The sequence below is a fragment of the Ornithinibacillus liuyingii genome (assembly GCF_055550225.1).
This window is the reverse complement of sequence record NZ_JBPWOS010000002.1, coordinates 192,846-211,811: the sequence shown is the minus strand read 5'-3', so window position 1 is coordinate 211,811 and position 18,966 is coordinate 192,846. Positions and strand designations below refer to the sequence as shown.

15 protein-coding genes and 2 pseudogenes are annotated in these 18,966 nt (G+C 39.1%); 4 read left to right on the top strand and 13 right to left on the bottom strand.

Features of this window, described 5'->3' with window-relative positions:
- Positions 1–2: 2 nt before the first annotated feature.
- Positions 3–407, bottom strand: coding sequence for a VOC family protein (locus ACSKT4_RS03925; RefSeq protein ID WP_186869198.1), 405 nt, complete (start codon positions 405–407; stop codon positions 3–5).
- A gap of 10 nt (positions 408–417) precedes the next feature.
- Positions 418–743, bottom strand: a pseudogene (locus ACSKT4_RS03920) (HIT domain-containing protein).
- Positions 744–950: 207 nt separating this feature from the next.
- Between ACSKT4_RS03920 and ACSKT4_RS03915 the strand changes: the two are divergent.
- The 3 genes from ACSKT4_RS03915 (at position 951) to ACSKT4_RS03905 (ending at position 3,858) form a co-directional block, all read left to right on the top strand.
- The gene (locus ACSKT4_RS03915) at positions 951–2,252 is read left to right on the top strand and encodes an FAD-dependent oxidoreductase (protein ID WP_186869197.1); all 1,302 of its coding nucleotides are present in this window, start codon (positions 951–953) and stop codon (positions 2,250–2,252) included.
- A 147-nt stretch (positions 2,253–2,399) separates the two neighbouring features.
- Positions 2,400–2,960, top strand: coding sequence for a hypothetical protein (locus ACSKT4_RS03910; protein ID WP_186869196.1), 561 nt, complete (start codon positions 2,400–2,402; stop codon positions 2,958–2,960).
- Positions 2,961–3,090: 130 nt separating this feature from the next.
- Entirely contained in the window at positions 3,091–3,858 is a 768-nt protein-coding gene (locus tag ACSKT4_RS03905; protein WP_186869195.1) for a class I SAM-dependent methyltransferase, read from the top strand.
- A 385-nt stretch (positions 3,859–4,243) separates the two neighbouring features.
- On the opposite strand, the gene ACSKT4_RS03900 is transcribed toward ACSKT4_RS03905, so the two are convergent.
- From ACSKT4_RS03900 to ACSKT4_RS03890, 3 genes are all read right to left on the bottom strand, one after another.
- Positions 4,244–5,017: a nucleoside phosphorylase gene (locus tag ACSKT4_RS03900; protein ID WP_186869194.1), complete on the bottom strand. Its 774-nt coding sequence runs from the start codon at positions 5,015–5,017 to the stop codon at positions 4,244–4,246.
- Between the two features lie 104 nt (positions 5,018–5,121).
- Positions 5,122–5,541: an NUDIX domain-containing protein gene (locus ACSKT4_RS03895; RefSeq protein WP_366480837.1), complete on the bottom strand. Its 420-nt coding sequence runs from the start codon at positions 5,539–5,541 to the stop codon at positions 5,122–5,124.
- 1 nt (position 5,542) lies between these two features.
- On the bottom strand, positions 5,543–6,100 hold the full coding sequence (locus ACSKT4_RS03890; RefSeq protein WP_465822860.1) for an NUDIX hydrolase: 558 nt from the start codon (positions 6,098–6,100) through the stop codon (positions 5,543–5,545).
- 170 nt (positions 6,101–6,270) lie between these two features.
- Between ACSKT4_RS03890 and ACSKT4_RS03885 the strand changes: the two genes are divergently transcribed.
- Complete coding sequence (locus ACSKT4_RS03885; RefSeq protein ID WP_186869192.1) at positions 6,271–7,113, top strand: glycoside hydrolase domain-containing protein; 843 nt, start codon at positions 6,271–6,273, stop codon at positions 7,111–7,113.
- Between the two features lie 191 nt (positions 7,114–7,304).
- Here ACSKT4_RS03885 and ACSKT4_RS03880 read toward each other — a convergent pair.
- From ACSKT4_RS03880 to ACSKT4_RS03845, 8 genes and pseudogenes are all read right to left on the bottom strand, one after another.
- Positions 7,305–8,042, bottom strand: a pseudogene (locus tag ACSKT4_RS03880) (nuclease-related domain-containing protein); the annotation flags it as partial.
- A 10-nt stretch (positions 8,043–8,052) separates the two neighbouring features.
- The gene (locus ACSKT4_RS03875; RefSeq protein WP_186869191.1) at positions 8,053–8,223 is read right to left on the bottom strand and encodes a hypothetical protein; all 171 of its coding nucleotides are present in this window, start codon (positions 8,221–8,223) and stop codon (positions 8,053–8,055) included.
- A gap of 295 nt (positions 8,224–8,518) precedes the next feature.
- Positions 8,519–9,415, bottom strand: a complete 897-nt coding sequence (locus ACSKT4_RS03870; protein ID WP_465822858.1) for a GNAT family N-acetyltransferase — start codon at positions 9,413–9,415, stop codon at positions 8,519–8,521.
- 88 nt (positions 9,416–9,503) lie between these two features.
- Positions 9,504–10,058, bottom strand: a complete 555-nt coding sequence (locus ACSKT4_RS03865; RefSeq protein ID WP_186869189.1) for an SLOG family protein — start codon at positions 10,056–10,058, stop codon at positions 9,504–9,506.
- Between the two features lie 175 nt (positions 10,059–10,233).
- A complete protein-coding gene (locus ACSKT4_RS03860; RefSeq protein ID WP_186869188.1) occupies positions 10,234–10,692 on the bottom strand; it encodes a spore coat protein in 459 nt (152 codons plus the stop codon).
- A gap of 140 nt (positions 10,693–10,832) precedes the next feature.
- Positions 10,833–11,960, bottom strand: a complete 1,128-nt coding sequence (locus ACSKT4_RS03855) for a response regulator (protein ID WP_186869187.1) — start codon at positions 11,958–11,960, stop codon at positions 10,833–10,835.
- A 105-nt stretch (positions 11,961–12,065) separates the two neighbouring features.
- Positions 12,066–12,665 carry a class D sortase gene (locus ACSKT4_RS03850; RefSeq protein ID WP_186869186.1) on the bottom strand — a complete coding sequence of 200 codons (600 nt, stop codon included), beginning with the start codon at positions 12,663–12,665 and terminating at the stop codon, positions 12,066–12,068.
- A 16-nt stretch (positions 12,666–12,681) separates the two neighbouring features.
- The gene (locus ACSKT4_RS03845) at positions 12,682–18,741 is read right to left on the bottom strand and encodes a SpaA isopeptide-forming pilin-related protein (protein WP_465822856.1); all 6,060 of its coding nucleotides are present in this window, start codon (positions 18,739–18,741) and stop codon (positions 12,682–12,684) included.
- Between the last annotated feature and the right edge of the window lie 225 nt (positions 18,742–18,966).

Sequence of the window (18,966 nt, the reverse complement as noted above, 5' to 3'; positions counted from 1 at the left end):
TGTTATATCCCTTTTGTATTCATTAATACAATTCGGAAGCCATCTGGGTCTTCGATAGTGACTCCACGTTCCTTCCAATATAGGTTCTCTGGTTCGACTTCCGGGTAGCCCATCTGTTCTAGTCTATTTTTCAATACGAGAATCTCAGCCTGATTGGGAATATAAAATACTAGTAAGTTGTCTTTTGTTGGTGCTGGGCATGGAGAGCCATCGACATGCTTGGTAAACTCGAGATGATAGGAAGCATCTGGAATGCCTATGATAACCCCTGTGTAGCCTCTATGCCCTTCAAATTCCGTTATCCGCTGAAGCCCTAATCCTTGCTCGTAGAAACGAATGACCTCGTCAAATTTATCGGTTGGCCTTGCAATTCGAACTTGTACTGCCGTAAAATGAGTGAATTTCATTTCTTCCCTCCTAAGCAAAACTATCTCCTGAAACGATATGCCAGTGAAGATGTTTCGATTCTTGATACTCCCCTAGGTTCGTCATGACTCTACAAGCACCATATTCATTCTCTACTTCACGTGCAACCTGTTGAATAACCTCTAATAAATCATGCAGTATCTCTTTATCCTCTTCGTCTATCCTAGTCAATGATGGGATATGCTTCTTTGGAATAGCAACAATATGGACGGATAGAACGGACGCGTATGATAATAAGCTAAAACATGATCTGTCTCGCAAACCTTTTCCACCTTTGTCTTCCCACTTAGTACCTCTTCACAATAAAAATCATGCATATGAATTCCCCCCAGGATATGAAAAATATAAATTTTATAAACATTATAACATTTACTGTGGTAGGATAGAGACTAAAAGGAATGTTTTTCCATAGGGATTGTAAAAAAATCCGGGAATCTAGGCCATTTATCAATCGTCAAGTATGTACAAAATCAACTAAGTTAGTCGGTATCATGGAGTCTAAAATAATAGTGGAGTGAGGTTTAATGAAAACAGAAGTATTAATTATTGGTGGGGGACCAGCAGGAGTGGAAGCGGCACTTGTGGCAAGTCATTATTCCAATCAGGTAACTCTCGTTTCTAATACTGCAGTTGGCGATTGGAAGGCAGGCTATACGAATATCTTTTTAGAACAAATAGAAGAAATTAAAAGAGCACGTTCCTTTTCCAATCCTAAATTTCATCGTATTTATCAAGATTGGCTTGCACATCAGCAAGACTTGTTACAGAAAGCAAATGTTCAACTGGTACATGGTCATGCATCCTTCCTAAATGAAAGCACCATCAATGTCATTACACCTTCGAATCATGAATTCTTGCTTACCAGTGAAAAAATAATCATTGCTAACGGGTCTCGTCCTATATTCCCAGAAAACATGAAGCCTAATGGACGAAATATATTTTCCTATCAGAATCTAATCGAGATGAACAGTATCCCTGCTTCTATCATCATTATTGGAGACAGTCCAATCGGATATGAGGCTGTGAATTTATTTAGACAATTAGCGGTTAAGGTTACCTGGTTACTTCCTGAAAAGGAAAACCCATTATTGGATGACGATATCATTAGCTTCATGCACGCCCTTTATCAAGATTCTGGGGTAATGATTGAACGAGGGCCTTGGATAACCGATATACGTAATGGAAATAGCAGTGTCACAGCAATTCGTCAAGACGGTGAAATCTTTGAAGCTGAAGCAGCATTTCTTACCTTAGGCTTTCGTTCAAATCTGGACACATTGGCAATAGAGAATACTAATCTACAGCTTAATCAAAATGGAAGTGTGGATTGCAATATGCTAGGTCAGACAGCTAGGGAATCCATTTACATTGTTGGTGATGCGCAAGGAGCAAATTCCTTAACTGGAGTACAAGCGAAAGCAATGGCACGAGCGGCGGCATTGCATGCTGTAGGACAGGATGCTGTAATCTCTGATATTCTTCCATTTTCATTTAATGAAAATCCTCAAATTGCGACAATCGGGGAATATCGAGCAAATGGGGAGGATCTATATTTCCTTAAAACACCTTATGACACGAAGAACTTTAAAGCTTTCATGGCTAATCAGCGGGAAGGATTTCTCAAGATTGTTTGGGATAGACAGCATGTGATTAAAGGGGCATCCTGTATTGGTCATCAGGCAAAGGATATCATTTCGATGATTGGATGGATGATTCAGCATCATTACACCATAGAGGATGCTGAGCGTTTAATTGGGCCACACCCATCCGCTGCTGAATTGCTAGTTAGTGCATTGAGGGAAGTAAAATTTCAGCAACATTTTTAGGACTATCAAAAGGGATCGATATAATCATCGTTTCCCTTTTTTAACTTGATGTACCGGACCACAATTAGTGGAACATATTAGTATAAAGCATCCAACTTGTCACAAAATAAACAGAAAGCGTGGATCTTTTTATTTTGGAGGATTAAGATGGGTAAAGACCAATATTGGGATGAAATATATAAAGTTCGTGATAAGCTAAACGCAGATTTAATTTCCTATTGGAAAGAATTCTCTTTTCTAGATGATTGGCAATTTTGGCTTGTTCTTGCTTTATTAGTAATACCATTAGTGTTGTTATATGTTTACGTAGATCGAATTCGGATATTTGAAATATTATTTTTTGGTTTTTGTATACATTTGCTGTGGACCTATACGGATACGTTATTAGGCTTTACTTCTTTATTCGTCCATCAATATTTTATCGTTCCCCTTTTGCCATACGCTTTAAGTATGACGTCATCCGTATTACCTGTTGGCTATATATTCGTCTATCAATATGCTACGAATCACGGTAAAAATTATTATCTGTATGCTATTTTGGTTAGTGCTGTATTCGCCTTTGTATTTTTACCAATCGAGGATTATATGGGACTGTCTGAGTTTAACAAAGGGATGAATATGTTTTACCTATTTCTTATCGATTTAGTGATTGCATTTCTATCTTATTGGCTGACATTGTTTGTTAAGCGACTAGGTAAAGAAAGGTAAAGAAAGATTCGAATCGTACAGCTGACCGCGCTGTACGATTTTTTATTGGGTGATTTATCGTATTGTTTTCTAAACTCTTTTCCGAATTTTGTGGTAATATTGTAGTAAAGAGAAGGCAAAGGAGTAGAACATGACATTCGAAAATGGACAAGAATATGATGATCCGATTTTATATGATAAAGAAAATGAATCATATGTACAGGAACTTCCCTATTTATTAAAATGGGCAGAAAAAACAAACAGTCCCATTATTGATTTAGCGTGTGGAACGGGAAGAATTACTATTCCATTAGCAAAAAATGGCCATAGATTGATTGGAGTAGATATACATAAAGGCATGCTACAGGAAGCGGTCAAGAAATCAACGAAGCTTGGTTTGTCTATTGAGTGGATTGAACAAGATTGTACGAAACTGAATTTAAACGTAACAAGCTCGCTCATCTATTCTGTTGGCAATTCATTTCAGCATTTCCTAACTAATGAAGCACAAGATCAATTCCTATCCTCCGTTAACAAGCATTTAGAACGAGATGGTGTGTTTATCTTTGGTACCCGTTTTCCAAGTACTGAGGAATTATTGCAACCAAGTACAGAAGAGTATTGGAGAACGTATACGGATGAAGAAACTGGAACTATTGTCGATATGTATACGATTAGTCACTATCATGCACTGGATCAAATCCAACACTATACGACGATTAGACGGTATAAAAGCGCTAGCTTAGAGATTGTCGATGAGAAGCGAACTAATATACGTTTACGATATGTTTTTCCTAAAGAAATGGAACGACTATTAGCATGGCACGGATTTGAGATAGTTCATGTATATCAGGATTGGAAGGAAAGTCCGATAACGAATGATAGTTATGAAATGGTTTATGTTTGTAGGAAGGTCTAATTTTGCGGGTTCACTAGCGATATCGAACTAGCTCCAGAGATAGGCATAAGATCGAAGGCCTTATTTCTGTTTGTCGTGCTATTGTTTTACTGCAGAAGTATTTCTTATGCTGTAGAAGTATGAGCAACCAATTACAAGGTAGGACTGCTTGCTTTTTTCGAGGATATATTGCTTTATACTGTTCAAACATGCAGGGAGACATGGAGATGCCTTTCTCTTGGCACGTGTCATCCCTGCATTGTTTAGCAGTCATTGTCCTTTTTGTAGTACGTGGATGGTGTAGTAGATATATTTCCAGAATTGGGGTAGATGTCCGAATGTATTCGTTCGAACTGAACATCTGCCTGCAAGGACTATCGATCCCCCCAAAAAGGCTTCACATCGTTCACACTGTCTCTTCCCCTTTTGTGGTTACGTTTACTGAAGCTAGATATAGTGCTAGATCTCTAATCTTCCAATCCGTTTCCTCCATAATTTCCCTCGTTTTATTAGTGGTCGTATAGAAGGTATCTCCTTGAATAATATGATCGGACAGGTTTAATAAACCTATAGCGCTTCGTTTGAAATATTTGGAAATGGCAAAGGTGGTCGCTGTCTCCATGTCTACACCGAGATGGCCATCCTCTGACCAGCTTTTGACAACTTTTGTCGTTTCCATATACATGGCACTAGTAGACATCACCGTCCCTGTAACATAGCGGTAGCCTTTTTCTTCACAATATTGGATTGCTGCCTCCACTAATTTCGGGTCAGCATACACATGCGTATCTCCAGGTAAATACCACTGTGATACACCATCCTCCATGTAAGCTCCCGTCACAATGAGGATATCGCCATATTGAACATCATGTGATAGTCCTCCAAAGTACCCTGTTTGGATAAATTTTTCCGTCCCAACACTTCCGAATATATGGGCTGTCATGGCGGCAGCTGGTCCTCCAAAAACATTAGAAAATCCTACTCGTACCCCTTGATGATTACCAATTACCGTATTCCATTCGGGAAGGAATTGCTCATCAGCTAGAATTTGTTTCCAGCGTTTCAGATTCTCTTCATGTTCCCATTCACCATGAAGGATAAAAGTTTCTGGAATATCTTTTTCGCTTAACGTTAAAGCCTTCATCCAATCCTCTCGTTGAAAATCACCATATAGTTTCACGATAAATCCCCCATTCCTTATGGTATTATTCGATTACTTCTCCCTCAGTTCTAAGGCATACGTTACTATTTCCTGATGAATATCAGGCATATTGTAATAGTTCGCTATCTCCATTGTAGAGACAAAACCCTTCTACTAGACTCATATTTTGCCTCAAACGGATGGGTCTTCGTTATATCCATTCGATAGAATAATTGATAGCCAACAACGGGATACTTACTCGTTTCAGACCATGTTGGATTCTCATGATGATCTATTTCTACCGCTCCTAAAAACAGTAAGTCTCCTTCCACACATCCCTCTTCCAACACTTCTCGTTGAAAGCATTGCTCTGGTGTTTCCCCTTGTTCTAGGTGGCCACCTGGTATATCCCAGCCGCGTTGATCCAACTCAACCAACATTATCTTTCCATCCTTAAAGCAAAATCCATGGATACTTGTCACCAGTTCTATTGGAGGATTGAAATCCTTTTTCCATGTTAATTTAACTGTTGCTTCTCCCCAAGTAACATAGTAGGCAGTCATTCTAGTTCTCCTTCAACCGGGTCATGAAGTAAGATTTCGCCATGTAATAGGCACTTGCGGTAAATAGCTGGTTAATTTCCCCACTTGCAATCATCTTTTCCATTTCTTCAATATCAATCAAGTGAATATCAATGAATTCTGTCGGGTCCAAGTCCTGTTCGAATGCTTGATACGCATCAAGAAATAGGAAGGTGATTACCTTATTCGTCTGTGTTGCAGGATTGACATAGAATTCTCCTAATTTAATAGGACTGGAATCGGAGATATATCCCGTTTCTTCACGTACCTCTCGAATAATTGCCTCTCGAGGCGACTCATTTGCTTCTGCCTTTCCCGCGGGAACCTCTAAGAAGAAGTCTTGTGCGGCATGACGATATTGCCTTACTAGTACCATATGCTGGTCCTTTGTTAAGACAACCGCATTAACCCAATCATCATATTCATTGACATAATAGGAATCAATCAATTGTCCATCTGGTAGTACTAATTTATCCTTACGTAAATTCCCAAATGGTGATTTAAACACATAATCCGATGCAACTTTCCTCCATTTTTCCACTGAAATCACCTCTAATAGCACATTTTTAGCTTCTCTTCTTAAAATAGTTCTATAGTATTATTTCGACAAACTTCTTAATATTCCTGCAATAAAAAATATGCACTAGCCCGCACCTCTTTCGCCCACCACCATATAATGCTATGGGGGTTGAAAGGAGGTTATAAGCCCATATGAAGAAACAAGAGCTTTTCACCCTAACATGCTTGATATTCCTCATTGCCATTCCCCTATTCATTTATTTCACCTATTTCTCCAATACCACTGATGAGACAGAAAATCCAGATACAGAAGAGCGTGAAGATGAGGACCGTAATGATGGGGACGGGGACAGGGATGGTGACGATAATGATAATGGAGCTGTGGATGATAACAGTAATGAAATTCATTGGGGAGTTGACTCTGCAAGCTATACGGATGACGATTTCTATGCCTGTGTAGTAGATAATTTTGGTGAACCAGTAGTGTGGGGGCGTTATCTTGGCGAGAAGGAAGGCGTTTCAGAAGGCTTAGATGCGGATGAAGTTCAGCTACTACATGATAACGACATTCAGATTCTCGTTATCTATAATCATGTAGAAGATGCTCGCGGGTATGATAACGGTGTCTCCCATGCAGAGGAAGCCATCACGATGGCACAGGAAATGGAGATTCCTGAGGGCGTTGCTATATTCGTCGATATCGAGCCGGAATACCCTGTTGACGAAGCGTTCATGGAGGGATGGTACGAGACAATGGCTGACTCCAACTATGAACCCGGGGTATATGGTGTGTTTGATGAAGAGAGTGAGCTCCTAAATGCATACAATTCCATGGAACAAGAAGTCCAAGAAAACACGATTGTTTGGACAGCTTATCCGCAAGAAGAAATCACCACAAAAGAAGATGCCCCAGAATATAATCCTCAAGGGCCAGAAAATGCCAAAGTCTACGGCTGGCAATATGCTATCGACTCAGAAACATGTAATATTGATACAAATCTATTCGAAGATAATATGCTAGATTATCTTTGGTAGGTGGAAGCGGGCTAGGTGCCCGCTTTTTTGGGTGGACGTGCTTTGCTTGGGGTGGGGGGCGCTTTGCCTGGGGTGAGTGCCTCCTCCCGGGCGGGTTGACATATTCTTCAGGATTTGAGCTCCACCTTTCAGGATTTGGAGCATCTTCTTCGGTATTTGGGCCGCTTCTTTCAGGATTTGGGGCACTCTTTTCAGGATTTCACCCAATCATCAGCATTCATCACATATTTTGTCGCACTTCCATTTCCTAATTTTTCGAATGAGCCTTTCTGTAGCAATTGCTTCACGATATCAGGTGACGTGACACTGAAAAATTCACGCGCCTCCCTGTTACGCACCATATTTCCGTGCAACAAGTAATAACCTTTAAAGGCTGCCATATGGGCATCGGGGGACATTTCGCCACACTGTGTACACTTCCAACCTCCATGTATTCGAACCATGGAGGGTAGTTTACAAGCATAGCAAAACACCCCCTTTAGTAATTGTTCCCTGTGAATACCGTATTTGTTCAAGATATCATTTTTTTGCTCGGTATGGGCTTCTATTAACTTTTCTGTTAACTTATTCCATTGTCTCGTGTTTAAACTTGTTTTTTCATATTTATTCGCTATTTTTTCCAGTTTAGAGAGGAGTTGTGCCTCGTGGATGACTTTTTCGCGTAAGGTTCTGTCATTGGTGGAATACCTCTTCTGCTTTAGCCATTTACGAAGACGATACTCTTGCACAGCAATTTGCTCTAGTGGATTATGAAATCCTTCCTCTATTTCATTAGCAGTACGGATCATCTGCCCCATATCATCAAAAGATATGGTTCCATAAATATTTTTAACCTCTATAATAACGCCATATAATCGAGTTAATAGGAAAACATCCAGTTGGAAATATCCATATTCATCAGGGATTCGTAGGTAATGAAAAATGTGATTTGAAGAATTGCTAACGAGGGAGAGTGTAAAAGAGAGCGACTTTTAGGCCATTGTATCCTGCTCGAAGAATTCGAGCATCCTGGTTTACGTTCTCTTTCATCGGGTGATTGGAAGGTAATCTAGCATTCAAAGCATCGGTTTTGGCAAGTAAAATGGGCTCGGTTAGTTGTTTTACAATCAATATATCTACCACCTTTCTTTTCAATATAAAATTCTTCTAGATTTCTTGTGATAATCCTGCTAATTTCAGCTAAAAAAATATCGAAATCTTGGAGTTGACATATTCTTCAGGATTTCGGGCACTTTCTTCAGGATTTAAGCTCCTGCTTTAGATTTTCACACTCTCTCTTCAGGATTGGAGCTCCTCCTTTAGATTTTCGCACTCCTTCTTCAGAGCTACCGTGCTTCCTTGTAAGTTTGCACGCTCCCTTCAGGGTATGAGCGGCTCCTTGCCAAGTAAAAAAACCATTCCTAACTTAGGACTGGTCTACTTTATTTTTCTGGAGAGATGGTGGGCAGGCGTAGTTATATGCTTTAATCTTTTTATTAATTTCTTTAACTAGTTTGCGACGTTCTTTTCCTTCTACTCCTGGTAAGCTTTCTTTCAATCGATCAATTTCGTTTGCTAATTCGACCCAGTGTGGAAGGATATGATTGTCTTTTAATGTTTTGTACATTTGGGCTTCGGAAGGGTTGAGGTAATTTGGACCAAGGTCTAATCGTTTCCCTTTGCCTGGCAGGTTGTCGAAGTCTCCTTCTGCCTCTGCACGTTTTACAATCTCTGTCATATGGTCGGTGTATTGAACTGGAGCGTCTTTTTCATACTTTCTACGGCGCCATTCCGGCTTTAGCAAGGACAATACATTTGCATCATGGGATTGATTATTTTGGAAAAGGTAGCCGCGAAGGACGCCCTCATGGGTAAAGCCTGCTTTTTCTAACAATTTATTAGAAGCATCATTTGCTGGGAAGGTAATCGCTCCAACACGATGGAGTCCCATTTCCACGAAGCAATACTCTAATACATTATTCAATGCTTCTGATAGAATCCCCTTACGCCAATAATCTGGATGTAACTCGAAACCGACTTCAGCTCTTTTCATCACAGAGGAATAATTATGTATACCGATGGTACCGATAAACGAACTGGTTTCCCTCCAAATAATTCCCCACCGTATCCCACGTCCACTGTGAAATATCATGTGGAAATGATCGATCATTTCTTGTGCTTCTTCAATAGACACCATACTCTCTCTACCATAATATCTCGTTACATCATCTCTAGATAGCACATCAAAAATTGCTTGATCATACTGGTGATCAATCTCTACTAATTGCAGTCTTTTCGTATATCGTATAGGAAACTTTTCCATCTGTTCACTCTCCCACCTGGTTAATCCTCGATTTCTTATAGCATTACTATTCGATTTTCGAAAAGGAAAATCCTGCAAAACACCTCGATTAATTCCAGTAATTTGGGTCACTCATGCGAATCTCCTCTACCATATCATCTAAGTCAGATGGTGTTATAAAGTAGATTGAGTAGTCTTTCTGGGCTCGTTTCGCTTCCTCATAAAAGAATTTTATGCTTCCTGGATACTCTTCATCGAGCAACAGGAGACAGCCATCACTTTTTTCAACAAGCCATTTATTCTTGGCACGGAATTGGTATGGTCCCTTATAATCTCCCTTGTACAATGGTTGATAAAAATCAGCTAGCATCGTCAATTCCTCATACTTAAGCTTTATATCCTCAGGCCAACGTTCATCTTGATTTTCAAAGGGCGGGATAATCGCGAGTTGAATGTCGTAGTGGTCTTTTAAATCTAAGACAATCTCCGCAGTCCATAGCTCGACACCCATTTGACCGGAAATAAGAATCCACTCCAATCCTTCCTCAATAAAGCCAATTAAACGCTTCTCCATTGCTGCCTTGATAATATGAATTTTCTGATCGTTTTCCTTGAAGATATTGATTTCTCTTGGTTTGTATCCTGTCACCATTAGTGTTTTCATATATGCACATCCTTTAATGAACACTGGTCTTTAATACCATTCTGCATGAACTCATCCTAACTTGTCCAATAAACGACCTATCCATTACATCGTGTGGACTCGCTCATTTTTCCATTACCAAACATAAAATAATGAGCCAGCAACTCTGCTAGCTCATTATTCATTTTTTTCTACATTAGCACTTAGGTTTCTTACCCCAACCTGGGCCTGCTCCATAGCCTGGTCCAGCGCCTGGGGTGTATGCTCCTGCTACTTGACCTGGTGCTGCTCCAGGAGCTCCCCAAGGTCCTGCTCCCATTCCTGGCGCCATACCTGGTCCAACTCCCATTCCCGGGCCCGCTCCCATGCCAGGGTCAAAAGCTCCTGCAACCTGACCTGGTCCTGGACCAAGACCCATACCTGGTCCTGCTGGGACATTAAACGAACCTCCATATAGATCTACACTATTTACTGTATTTTGAACAGAAGTTGAGTGTGGGAATACATGTTGATTCTTTATCAGGTGATGATTCATCACTGTCGTATGAGAGGGATGAACATGTTGAACCGTTTCTTCCGTACAATGATGCACTACATTGTGCTTAGTAGGATGAACAACACATTTTGGACATCCACAATTGTGTCTGTGTCTCATGACTTTACCCCTTTCTTGTGATAAGTTCACTAATAACCTATGACAAGTGAGGAGTACATGTATCAGACACTTACCTATTTATGAGAAAAAAGTTTAGTAAAACTCATTCTAATAGGGATAACGACTGGTTCCAAATCAAGTTATTTTTTCTTCCATTCTGAATACCATGTTTTTATTTGTTCATTTGGTTCGGAGCCAATTTCGAGCTGTAATGACTCATGAAGCGATGAATAACATTCGGCTACTGCTAATCTATCTTGTTGTTTGGCATACATTTTCATTAATTCAAAATAAGCCTCTTCATTATGCTTATCTAATTGAATGATCATGTTATAAACTTGAATTGCTTTATCTTCACGGTCTACCTTTTGATACCAATTAGCTAGATACATCGATTTACGTATCCAAAGTTGCTTTAAACGATAACGCTCTCCCTCAGCCCACCAATAATCGAACTCCATAAGATAATCCCCTTTATATCGATCCAAGCATTCTTCCCAGACTTTTACAGTGGTGGTAGATAAAGTAGGTAGATTTTTCATGTTTTGTTTCCATTCATCTATATCTACCACTATCTGATTCGTAGTTAAAATATAGCCTCCTGTTACTTTTTTCAAGGTAAAAAATTCTCTAAGTGAATCGATTGCTTTCCGAATATTATATATGGTGGTATATAATAGTGCATTCGCCCTTTCAAGATTAGCATCAGGCCATAGTAAATCAATAAGTTCATCTTTACGAACTAGTTGGTCTTTTTGCTGAATCAAGTATAAAAATAACTCCTGCGCTTTTACTGTTCTCCATTGCAATGGGGTATAAGGATTAGTTTCCGTTCCGATGTAAACAGATCCAAGTAGATTTACCTGTATGATTGAGCTTGGTGGGGTGGAATGATTACGGTGGTTATGGTTATCTAATCGGGATTTAATTCGTTCTATCGTTTTAGATAAGCGGGTCTTCGTGATTGGTTTTAAAACATAATCTAGCGCATTCATTTCAAAAGCTTTAATAGCATAGTTGGCATAAGCTGTTACAAATACTACTTCTAATTTAGGTTTAAGCTCCAGTACCTTCTCAGCAAATTCTATTCCATTAATATTTGCTATTTGAATATCAAAAAATGCTACCTTCACATCTTCATTCAATATGGCGTCTTTTGCATCGTACGGATTTTGATAGCTACCGATAACTTCTACACCTAAATCTTGCAGTTGTTTCTCTAAATAGGTTAAAGCTAGTTTTTCGTCATCAATTAGAATAGCTTTCATAATTTACTCCTTATAATCTGAGTTCATTATACAATAACTATATAGATTGTATCACTTCGAATCCTTGTAGTTAAGCTTCGTTTGAAAGCGGTTTAATTGCTACAGTTACTGATCTAAAGTTTCAATTAGTTCCCCTTTAACAGCAACTCTTCTTTCACCTGTTATTGTACAAGTAATCAGTGTAATTTCTGTTTTTCCTTCCTGATCATCTAAAATAGCTACATCTGTTGGCTCAATTACTTTCGTGCTAAACACTTTGTAGATGTATATTCTGTTAGGGGTATGTAATAGTACTTCGTCTCCAATTTCTACCTCAGATAAACGATTAAAATGTCTATTTGGACGGTAGCCTCTATGTCCAGCAATAGTAAAATTACCCACTCCTGGAGTTTGTTTGTCCTTTATCTGGGTTAGTGCAATAGTTAAATTTTCCTCTGTTGTCTTATTTAGAACATATTGTTTTAGATCAATAGAGGGGATTTCTAATTCTAACACCTCTACTACTTCATCTTCGGTGAAGGATAGATTTTCTATCTTGGATAAATCAATGTTTTTACCATCTGATTCAGAAATAAGGGAGAGGGCATTTTCCAATGCCCTCACTTCCTTTCCCTGACTCCATTCGTGGTAAATAGGGATCGATAAGAAAACCATTCCTATTAGTAAAAACGCAATACCTATTACTTTTTTCACATTTTTCGTCATAGGAATTCACTCCCTCTTATTCCACGCGTCTTCTGTTCATAAACAGAATCACACTACCAATGGTGAAGAACGTAATTCCAAATAGAATAAACATCAAGAAAGATTCTTCTCCAGTTTGAGGTAATGTATTTACTTGTTTCTTAGCGTCAACTTCTCGGTTAGAATCCTTTTTATTGTGATCATTGTTATTATTACCTGGTTCCTCCGGTAATGTCGGTTTTTCTGGTGATTTAGGATCTTCCGGTTGGACAGGTTTTTCTGGTGGTGTAGGTTCCTCTGGTTTGGCAGGAATTAATTGGTTCCTTACATAGACAACTAATTGTTCCTGCTGCCCCTTCTCAATGGTAAATGGAATCGGTGTAGAGTTAAGCTCATACCCTTCTGGTGCTTTTGTTTCAACGAATTGGTAGATTCCTGGTTTAAGATTTTCTACAACCACTCTACCCTCTTCATCTGTAACTAAGCCTTCTTTCAGTACATTGCCTTCGCTATCTTGTAGCTCAAACTCTGCACCGGATAACGTGATGTCTTGGTCATCTGCATCAACTTTGATTAATTCCACAGAGCCTGGGATTAACTTGTTCTCTGCTGTTACCGTTAGGGTTTCTTCTTGACCTTTCACTATCTCAAAGACGATTGGTTCGTCTAGGAATTGATAGTATGTTGGGGCTTTCGTTTCGACGAATTGGTAGGTACCTGGTTTTAGATTCTCTACTACTAGTTTACCTTCCTCATTTGTAACTAAGCCTTCTTGTAGTACATTGCCTTCACTATCCTGTAATTCGAACTCTGCGCCGGATAATGTGATGTCATGATCATCTGCATCGACTTTGATTAATTCCACAGCACCTAAAGAAAGATCATTTCCCGCATATACTACAACTAGTTCTTGTTCTTCTTCCGTTGCGATTAGGTCAATGGTAAATTCAATTGGTGTTGCGATTAAATCATAGCCAAATGGCGCTTTTGTTTCGACAAATTGATAGTCACCAGGCTTAAGGTTGTTAACAACTAACTTACCTTCTTCATCTGTTACCAAGCCCTCTTGCAGTACATTGCCTTCACTATCTTGTAGTTCGAACTCTGCGCCAGATAACGTAATATTATGATCTTCTGTATCGACCTTGATTAACTCGACTGCCCCCGTGATTAAGTCATTTTCAGCCGTTACCACTAGAGTTTCTTCTTGACCTTTCACTATTTCAAAAACGATTGGTTCGTCTAGCAATTGATAATATGTCGGTGCCTTCGTTTCAACAAATTGGTAGGTTCCTGGTTTTAGGTTTTCTACAACCAATCTACCTTCCTTATCTGTAACTAAGCCTTCTTTCAGTACATTGCCTTCGCTATCTTGTAGTTCGAACTCTGCGCCAGATAGCGTGATGTCATGATCATCTGCATCGACTTTGATTAACTCGACTGCCCCCGTGATTAGTTCATTTTCAGCCGTTACCGTGAGAGTTTCTTTTTGACCTTTCACTATCTCAAAGACGATTGGTTCGTCTAGCAATTGATAGTATGTTGGGGCTTTCGTTTCGATAAATTGATAGGTTCCTGGTTTTAGATTTTCTATAACCAATCTGCCTTCTTCATCTGTGACTAAGCCTTCTTTCAGTACATTGCCTTCGCTATCTTGTAGTTCGAACTCTGCGCCAGATAATGTGATGTCATGATTATCTGAGTCTACCTTGATTAATTCCACAGAACCTGGAATTAATTTATTTTCTACTGTAAGCTCCACAGTCATTACTTCTGTTTTTGTTTTTGCTCTATCAATGGTGAATGGTATTTCTTGTTCATTTAATTGATAGTATGTTGGGGCTTTCGTTTCCACAAATTTGTAGTCACCAGGCGCTAGCCCATCAACAAATAGTTCACCATCTTCATTGGTCTTTAGCCCTTCTTGTAAAACATTGTCATGAGCATCCAATAGACTAAATTCAGCACCGGCTAACATAATGTCTGGATTGGTATCATCTACTTTCGTTAATAATACTTCCCCTGTTATAAGTGTATTCGGTGCATTTACTGTAACACGCTTCGTTACACCTGGTTCGATAACAAACTCAATTGGTGAAGGATCTAATTCGAAATAATCTGGTGCTTTTATCTCTTGGAAATAATACGTACCTGGAACTAGGTTAGATACAGAAATACGACCAGCATTATCTGTTCGTAAAATTTGCTGTAACACGTTATCGTTCTCATCATAAAGTGTAAATTCAGCACCAGCTAGTGTTTCTGTTTCATCAGCTTGGTTGAATTTAATTAGCTCAACAGCACCCAATTTATAGTTTCCTGCTGTTACTTTCGTTACGGCTGTTTGATTCTCCATGATTGTAAATGGTATTGGTATAGGATTCAATTGGTAGCCTGGTGCAGGCTGTACTTCGACAAACTGGTAATCACCTGGCGCTAAATTATCTCTGAAAATAATCCCATTTTCGTCTGTCTTATAGTAACCAATTGTCTCAAATACATCATCTTGCTTTTGCTGTAGGATAAACGAGGCACCGGCAATCGTATCACGAGTCTCTTCATCCACTTTCGTTAATTCAACAGCATAAATGATTTTTTTATTGGTTACTTCTAGGTGGTTTCCAATCTTTTCTGTATCCACTCGGTCTATGGTGACCGTAATTGGTTGTGTTTCCCCTATCACATAGCCCTCTGGTGCTTTTGTCTCCACTAATTGGTACTCACCAAACAATAGATTATGGAAGATGATTTTTCCTTCGTTATTTGTTGTTGCCGATTTTATCGCAATCGTACCCGTTTGGTCATAAAGCGTAAATTCAGCACCTGCTAACGGTTCTTCCGTAAGCTCATCAAGCTTGATTACTTCTAAACTTCCTGTTCTTCCATCGATGCCACCATCTCCACCAGTATATCTAACGGTGTGTTTATAGGAAGAATCGGTTTCTTTTCCTTCTAATTTTGCCCCATCAAGGGAAGCATCATTTTCGACTTCCTCCCCATGTCCAGCCATGATGAACGTATCATATTCTAAGATGTATGGACGATTAATCTCGTTTGCAAATGACAAAGTGAAATAAGAATTCCCTTCCTCATCTTCTTTAAATTCGACGGTATAATCAACGCCTGCTTCTAATACATCATCTTCATTTTTGGTAACGGTGCCATCCACTGCAACATTCGTTCCATATAATTGGAGTGAATCTTCCAACAGAAGTTGATTCGGGCTTGGCTTATCCGTCACTTTTGCATCTGAAATAGTAGACTGAGTAAAGTTTATATTCAGTTTCCAATGTAGTACCCTTGGGTTTTCGCCATCTTGTTGAGCGCTTTTATCCATGTAGTTATCACCATTTGGACCGACTGATACGGTTGCTGATAATGTTGCTATTTGTTCAGAACCATCTTTTAACAATGCTGTGTTTTCATATTGTTTGACGATTAGTTGATCATGTAGGTTGGTTTTATACGTAATGATATATGGAGAGTCAATGGTGGTTAAGAAAGTGATTCTGAAGCCAGGTTCTTGATTAGGACCGTTCATTTCTTCTACATCATAATCGCGATTTATTTTTAACGGTTCGCCGATTCTCGACCATGATCCGTTTGGATTAATTCGCATTTCGTGAATTTCAATTGTACTAGGATCAAAGTTTTGATCCCCTAGAATAACATCTTCTACAATTGCTTGTTGAATTGGACGGTAATTGTAATTTACACCAATTTCCCATGTGATTTCTTTTGTTTTGGCATTATAGGATCCACCTTTAAATCCATTGCTTTGGGTATGTTTATTTGGTGTAAAGCTCGCATCTGCTTCTTTTGTTAGAGGGTTATTACCATTTTCTGGAATCCAAGACAATTCAGCACCGTTAGTAAAAGTTGTTTTTCCATCTTCTATTTCATTAAAATCAAACGATGTGGTGTATACTATTTCAATCCTCTTATTTATTGGATCCATCCCTTCAAAATCGAAGGTAATTTCCCCGGAATCCTCATCATAGCCAAAAATGTAGTTACCGTTGTCTTTTATGTCACTACCATCATACTTAATTTCATAGTCAATTAGTGTTAACCCTTTTGGTAGCGTATCTGTCAGCTTGACTTGATACATTTCTTTTTCATCTGCATTAATGGTAATACGCCATTTGGTTGTTTTGGCATGATAATCAGTTTGGCCATTGATATGCTGCTTATAAAAGACAATTTGGTCCACAGTTTTGTCGGAACCTTTTTCATTCCCATTCCCATCGGTTACCATATTCGTTAAGGTTTCCCGATCTAGGACACGATCTGTTAGCTTTGTTTGGTAATAAATGATATAGGCACTGTCAATAGCCTCGTTGAATTGAATGTTAAACCCATTGCCATCCCGACGTACCGTATAATGAGAAGGGTCTAACTCTGTATCACCAATTGTCGCTGCTCCGGTATTCGGATCAATCTCAACAGGAACGATACGGACGCTACCTTCTACTAGTTCATGTCCTTCACCAAGTTCATCGTGAAGCACGGCTTTTTCCTTTTCAATATGTTTCTCATTGTAATTGTAACGAACTATCCAATTAATGGTTTGATTTATTGGATCATAATCACCAGCTTCTTTGTCTAATGCTGTCCCTCTTGCAACATTAACGGTTGCGTTGGCATGTAATGCATCGATATCATCACCAGTTAGTGTTGCGGTATTGGGATAAGATGTGCCGTCTTCATCTGTGATGGTTGTTTCCAATACTACCCGATAAGCTGAGTCAATATCTCCTAAATTAAGTGGAAATTCTGTAAAAACATGGTCTGTAATCTCTGCCCCTTGCACAACAGAACCATCCAATTGAACATCTAGCTTATACAATTTAATCGAATTTGGAACTAGCTGTAAGTCCTCGTCTAAATTATCGCTTAGTACGGCATTGGTAATACTTCGTAAGTCTTTGTTAAAATCAATTTCCCATGTAATGGTTTGTGTATTATATTTCCGATCCGGTATTCCCCGCTTATCTATAGAAGAACCTACATTCGGTTCGAAACGAATGGGGATTTCTATAGTTTTATCCCCACTAATCGGAATAACGATTGTTCGATCTACACTACCATCGATATCCTCTTTTATCTCCGTATGAAAACCGATAAAACCAGCAATATCTGATCGTGATTCAATCTGGTCGTTAAATGTCATCGTAACGGTTCCATCTTGTTCTAACACAAATGCCCCAAAAACGATTCCATCTGCACTAGTCAATTCCCCTTCTACACGGTTAAATACAGTAAATATTTCTGGTAGTGTAAAAGTAAAAGTAGAACCTGATGTATATTCATGACCGTTCGGCAGTTCAAATTGGTACTGAATCTTTAAGTCCAAGATTTCTTCACTAGGATGTGGCATTCGATCTGGTAATGGACTTCCATCTCCTAAAGTTAGCTCTACACCCGTAAGAATGTTTTCTTTGATGACAGAAGCATTTTGAACAGCCTGGGTTTGGACTTCCTCTTCCGGTTCATTCGGTTTCTCTGTTGTTATTTCCTGTTCATTCTGTTCCTCTACAACTTGCTCACCACTAGCTTCCTCTTCCAATGGATCCTTGGATTCAGGATTTAGATCCTCCTGATCATGTACAACCTGTATAGGTATAACATAAGTAGCTTTATCAAGGTTAAATAACAGATGGGCTACTTGTTGATTTTCCAAATCTATCTCACCTAGGCTCGTTTCGATGTAGATTTGACCTTGATCACCGTTCTCTATTTCTTCCTTCATTACATCTACGGTGAGGGCGCTTTCTACAATTGTCACGGAACCAATTACACTTCCAGCTTGATTAGTTAAATTACCATCGGGCTCTGTCGTTACTTTCAATTCAGATGGTAACTGTAAGGTGAAGGTTTCTTGATCGGAAATTAACGCTTCATCCCACTTCCAATCAATACGAACCATCAGATGTGACCCTGGCTGTACAACTTGTTCCGGATCCCTATCAGCTGATACCTCCTTTCCTTGTTCATCCAATAATGAAACATTAGTAAAAAGGCTTGGTTGCTGTTCTGTTGCACCAGCCTTTATTGGCAATACCATACTTGAAAGTATCGTATTGCACAGCAGCATTAGTATAAAAAAACTAATGCCCATCCTCTTTCCCATTTGCATTCCCCTTTCTACATAATGTGATGACAATCCTGGAAGATTTCACACAGCCCTTATGATAGCATGGGGAACTAAACATTATCTGAACAACATTAACTAGGTCAATATTACTATTTTGATGATATCTCATAGTTATTTTTATCTACATAAATTGTAGAGTGTGCATATGGAACTTAGACAATCTCT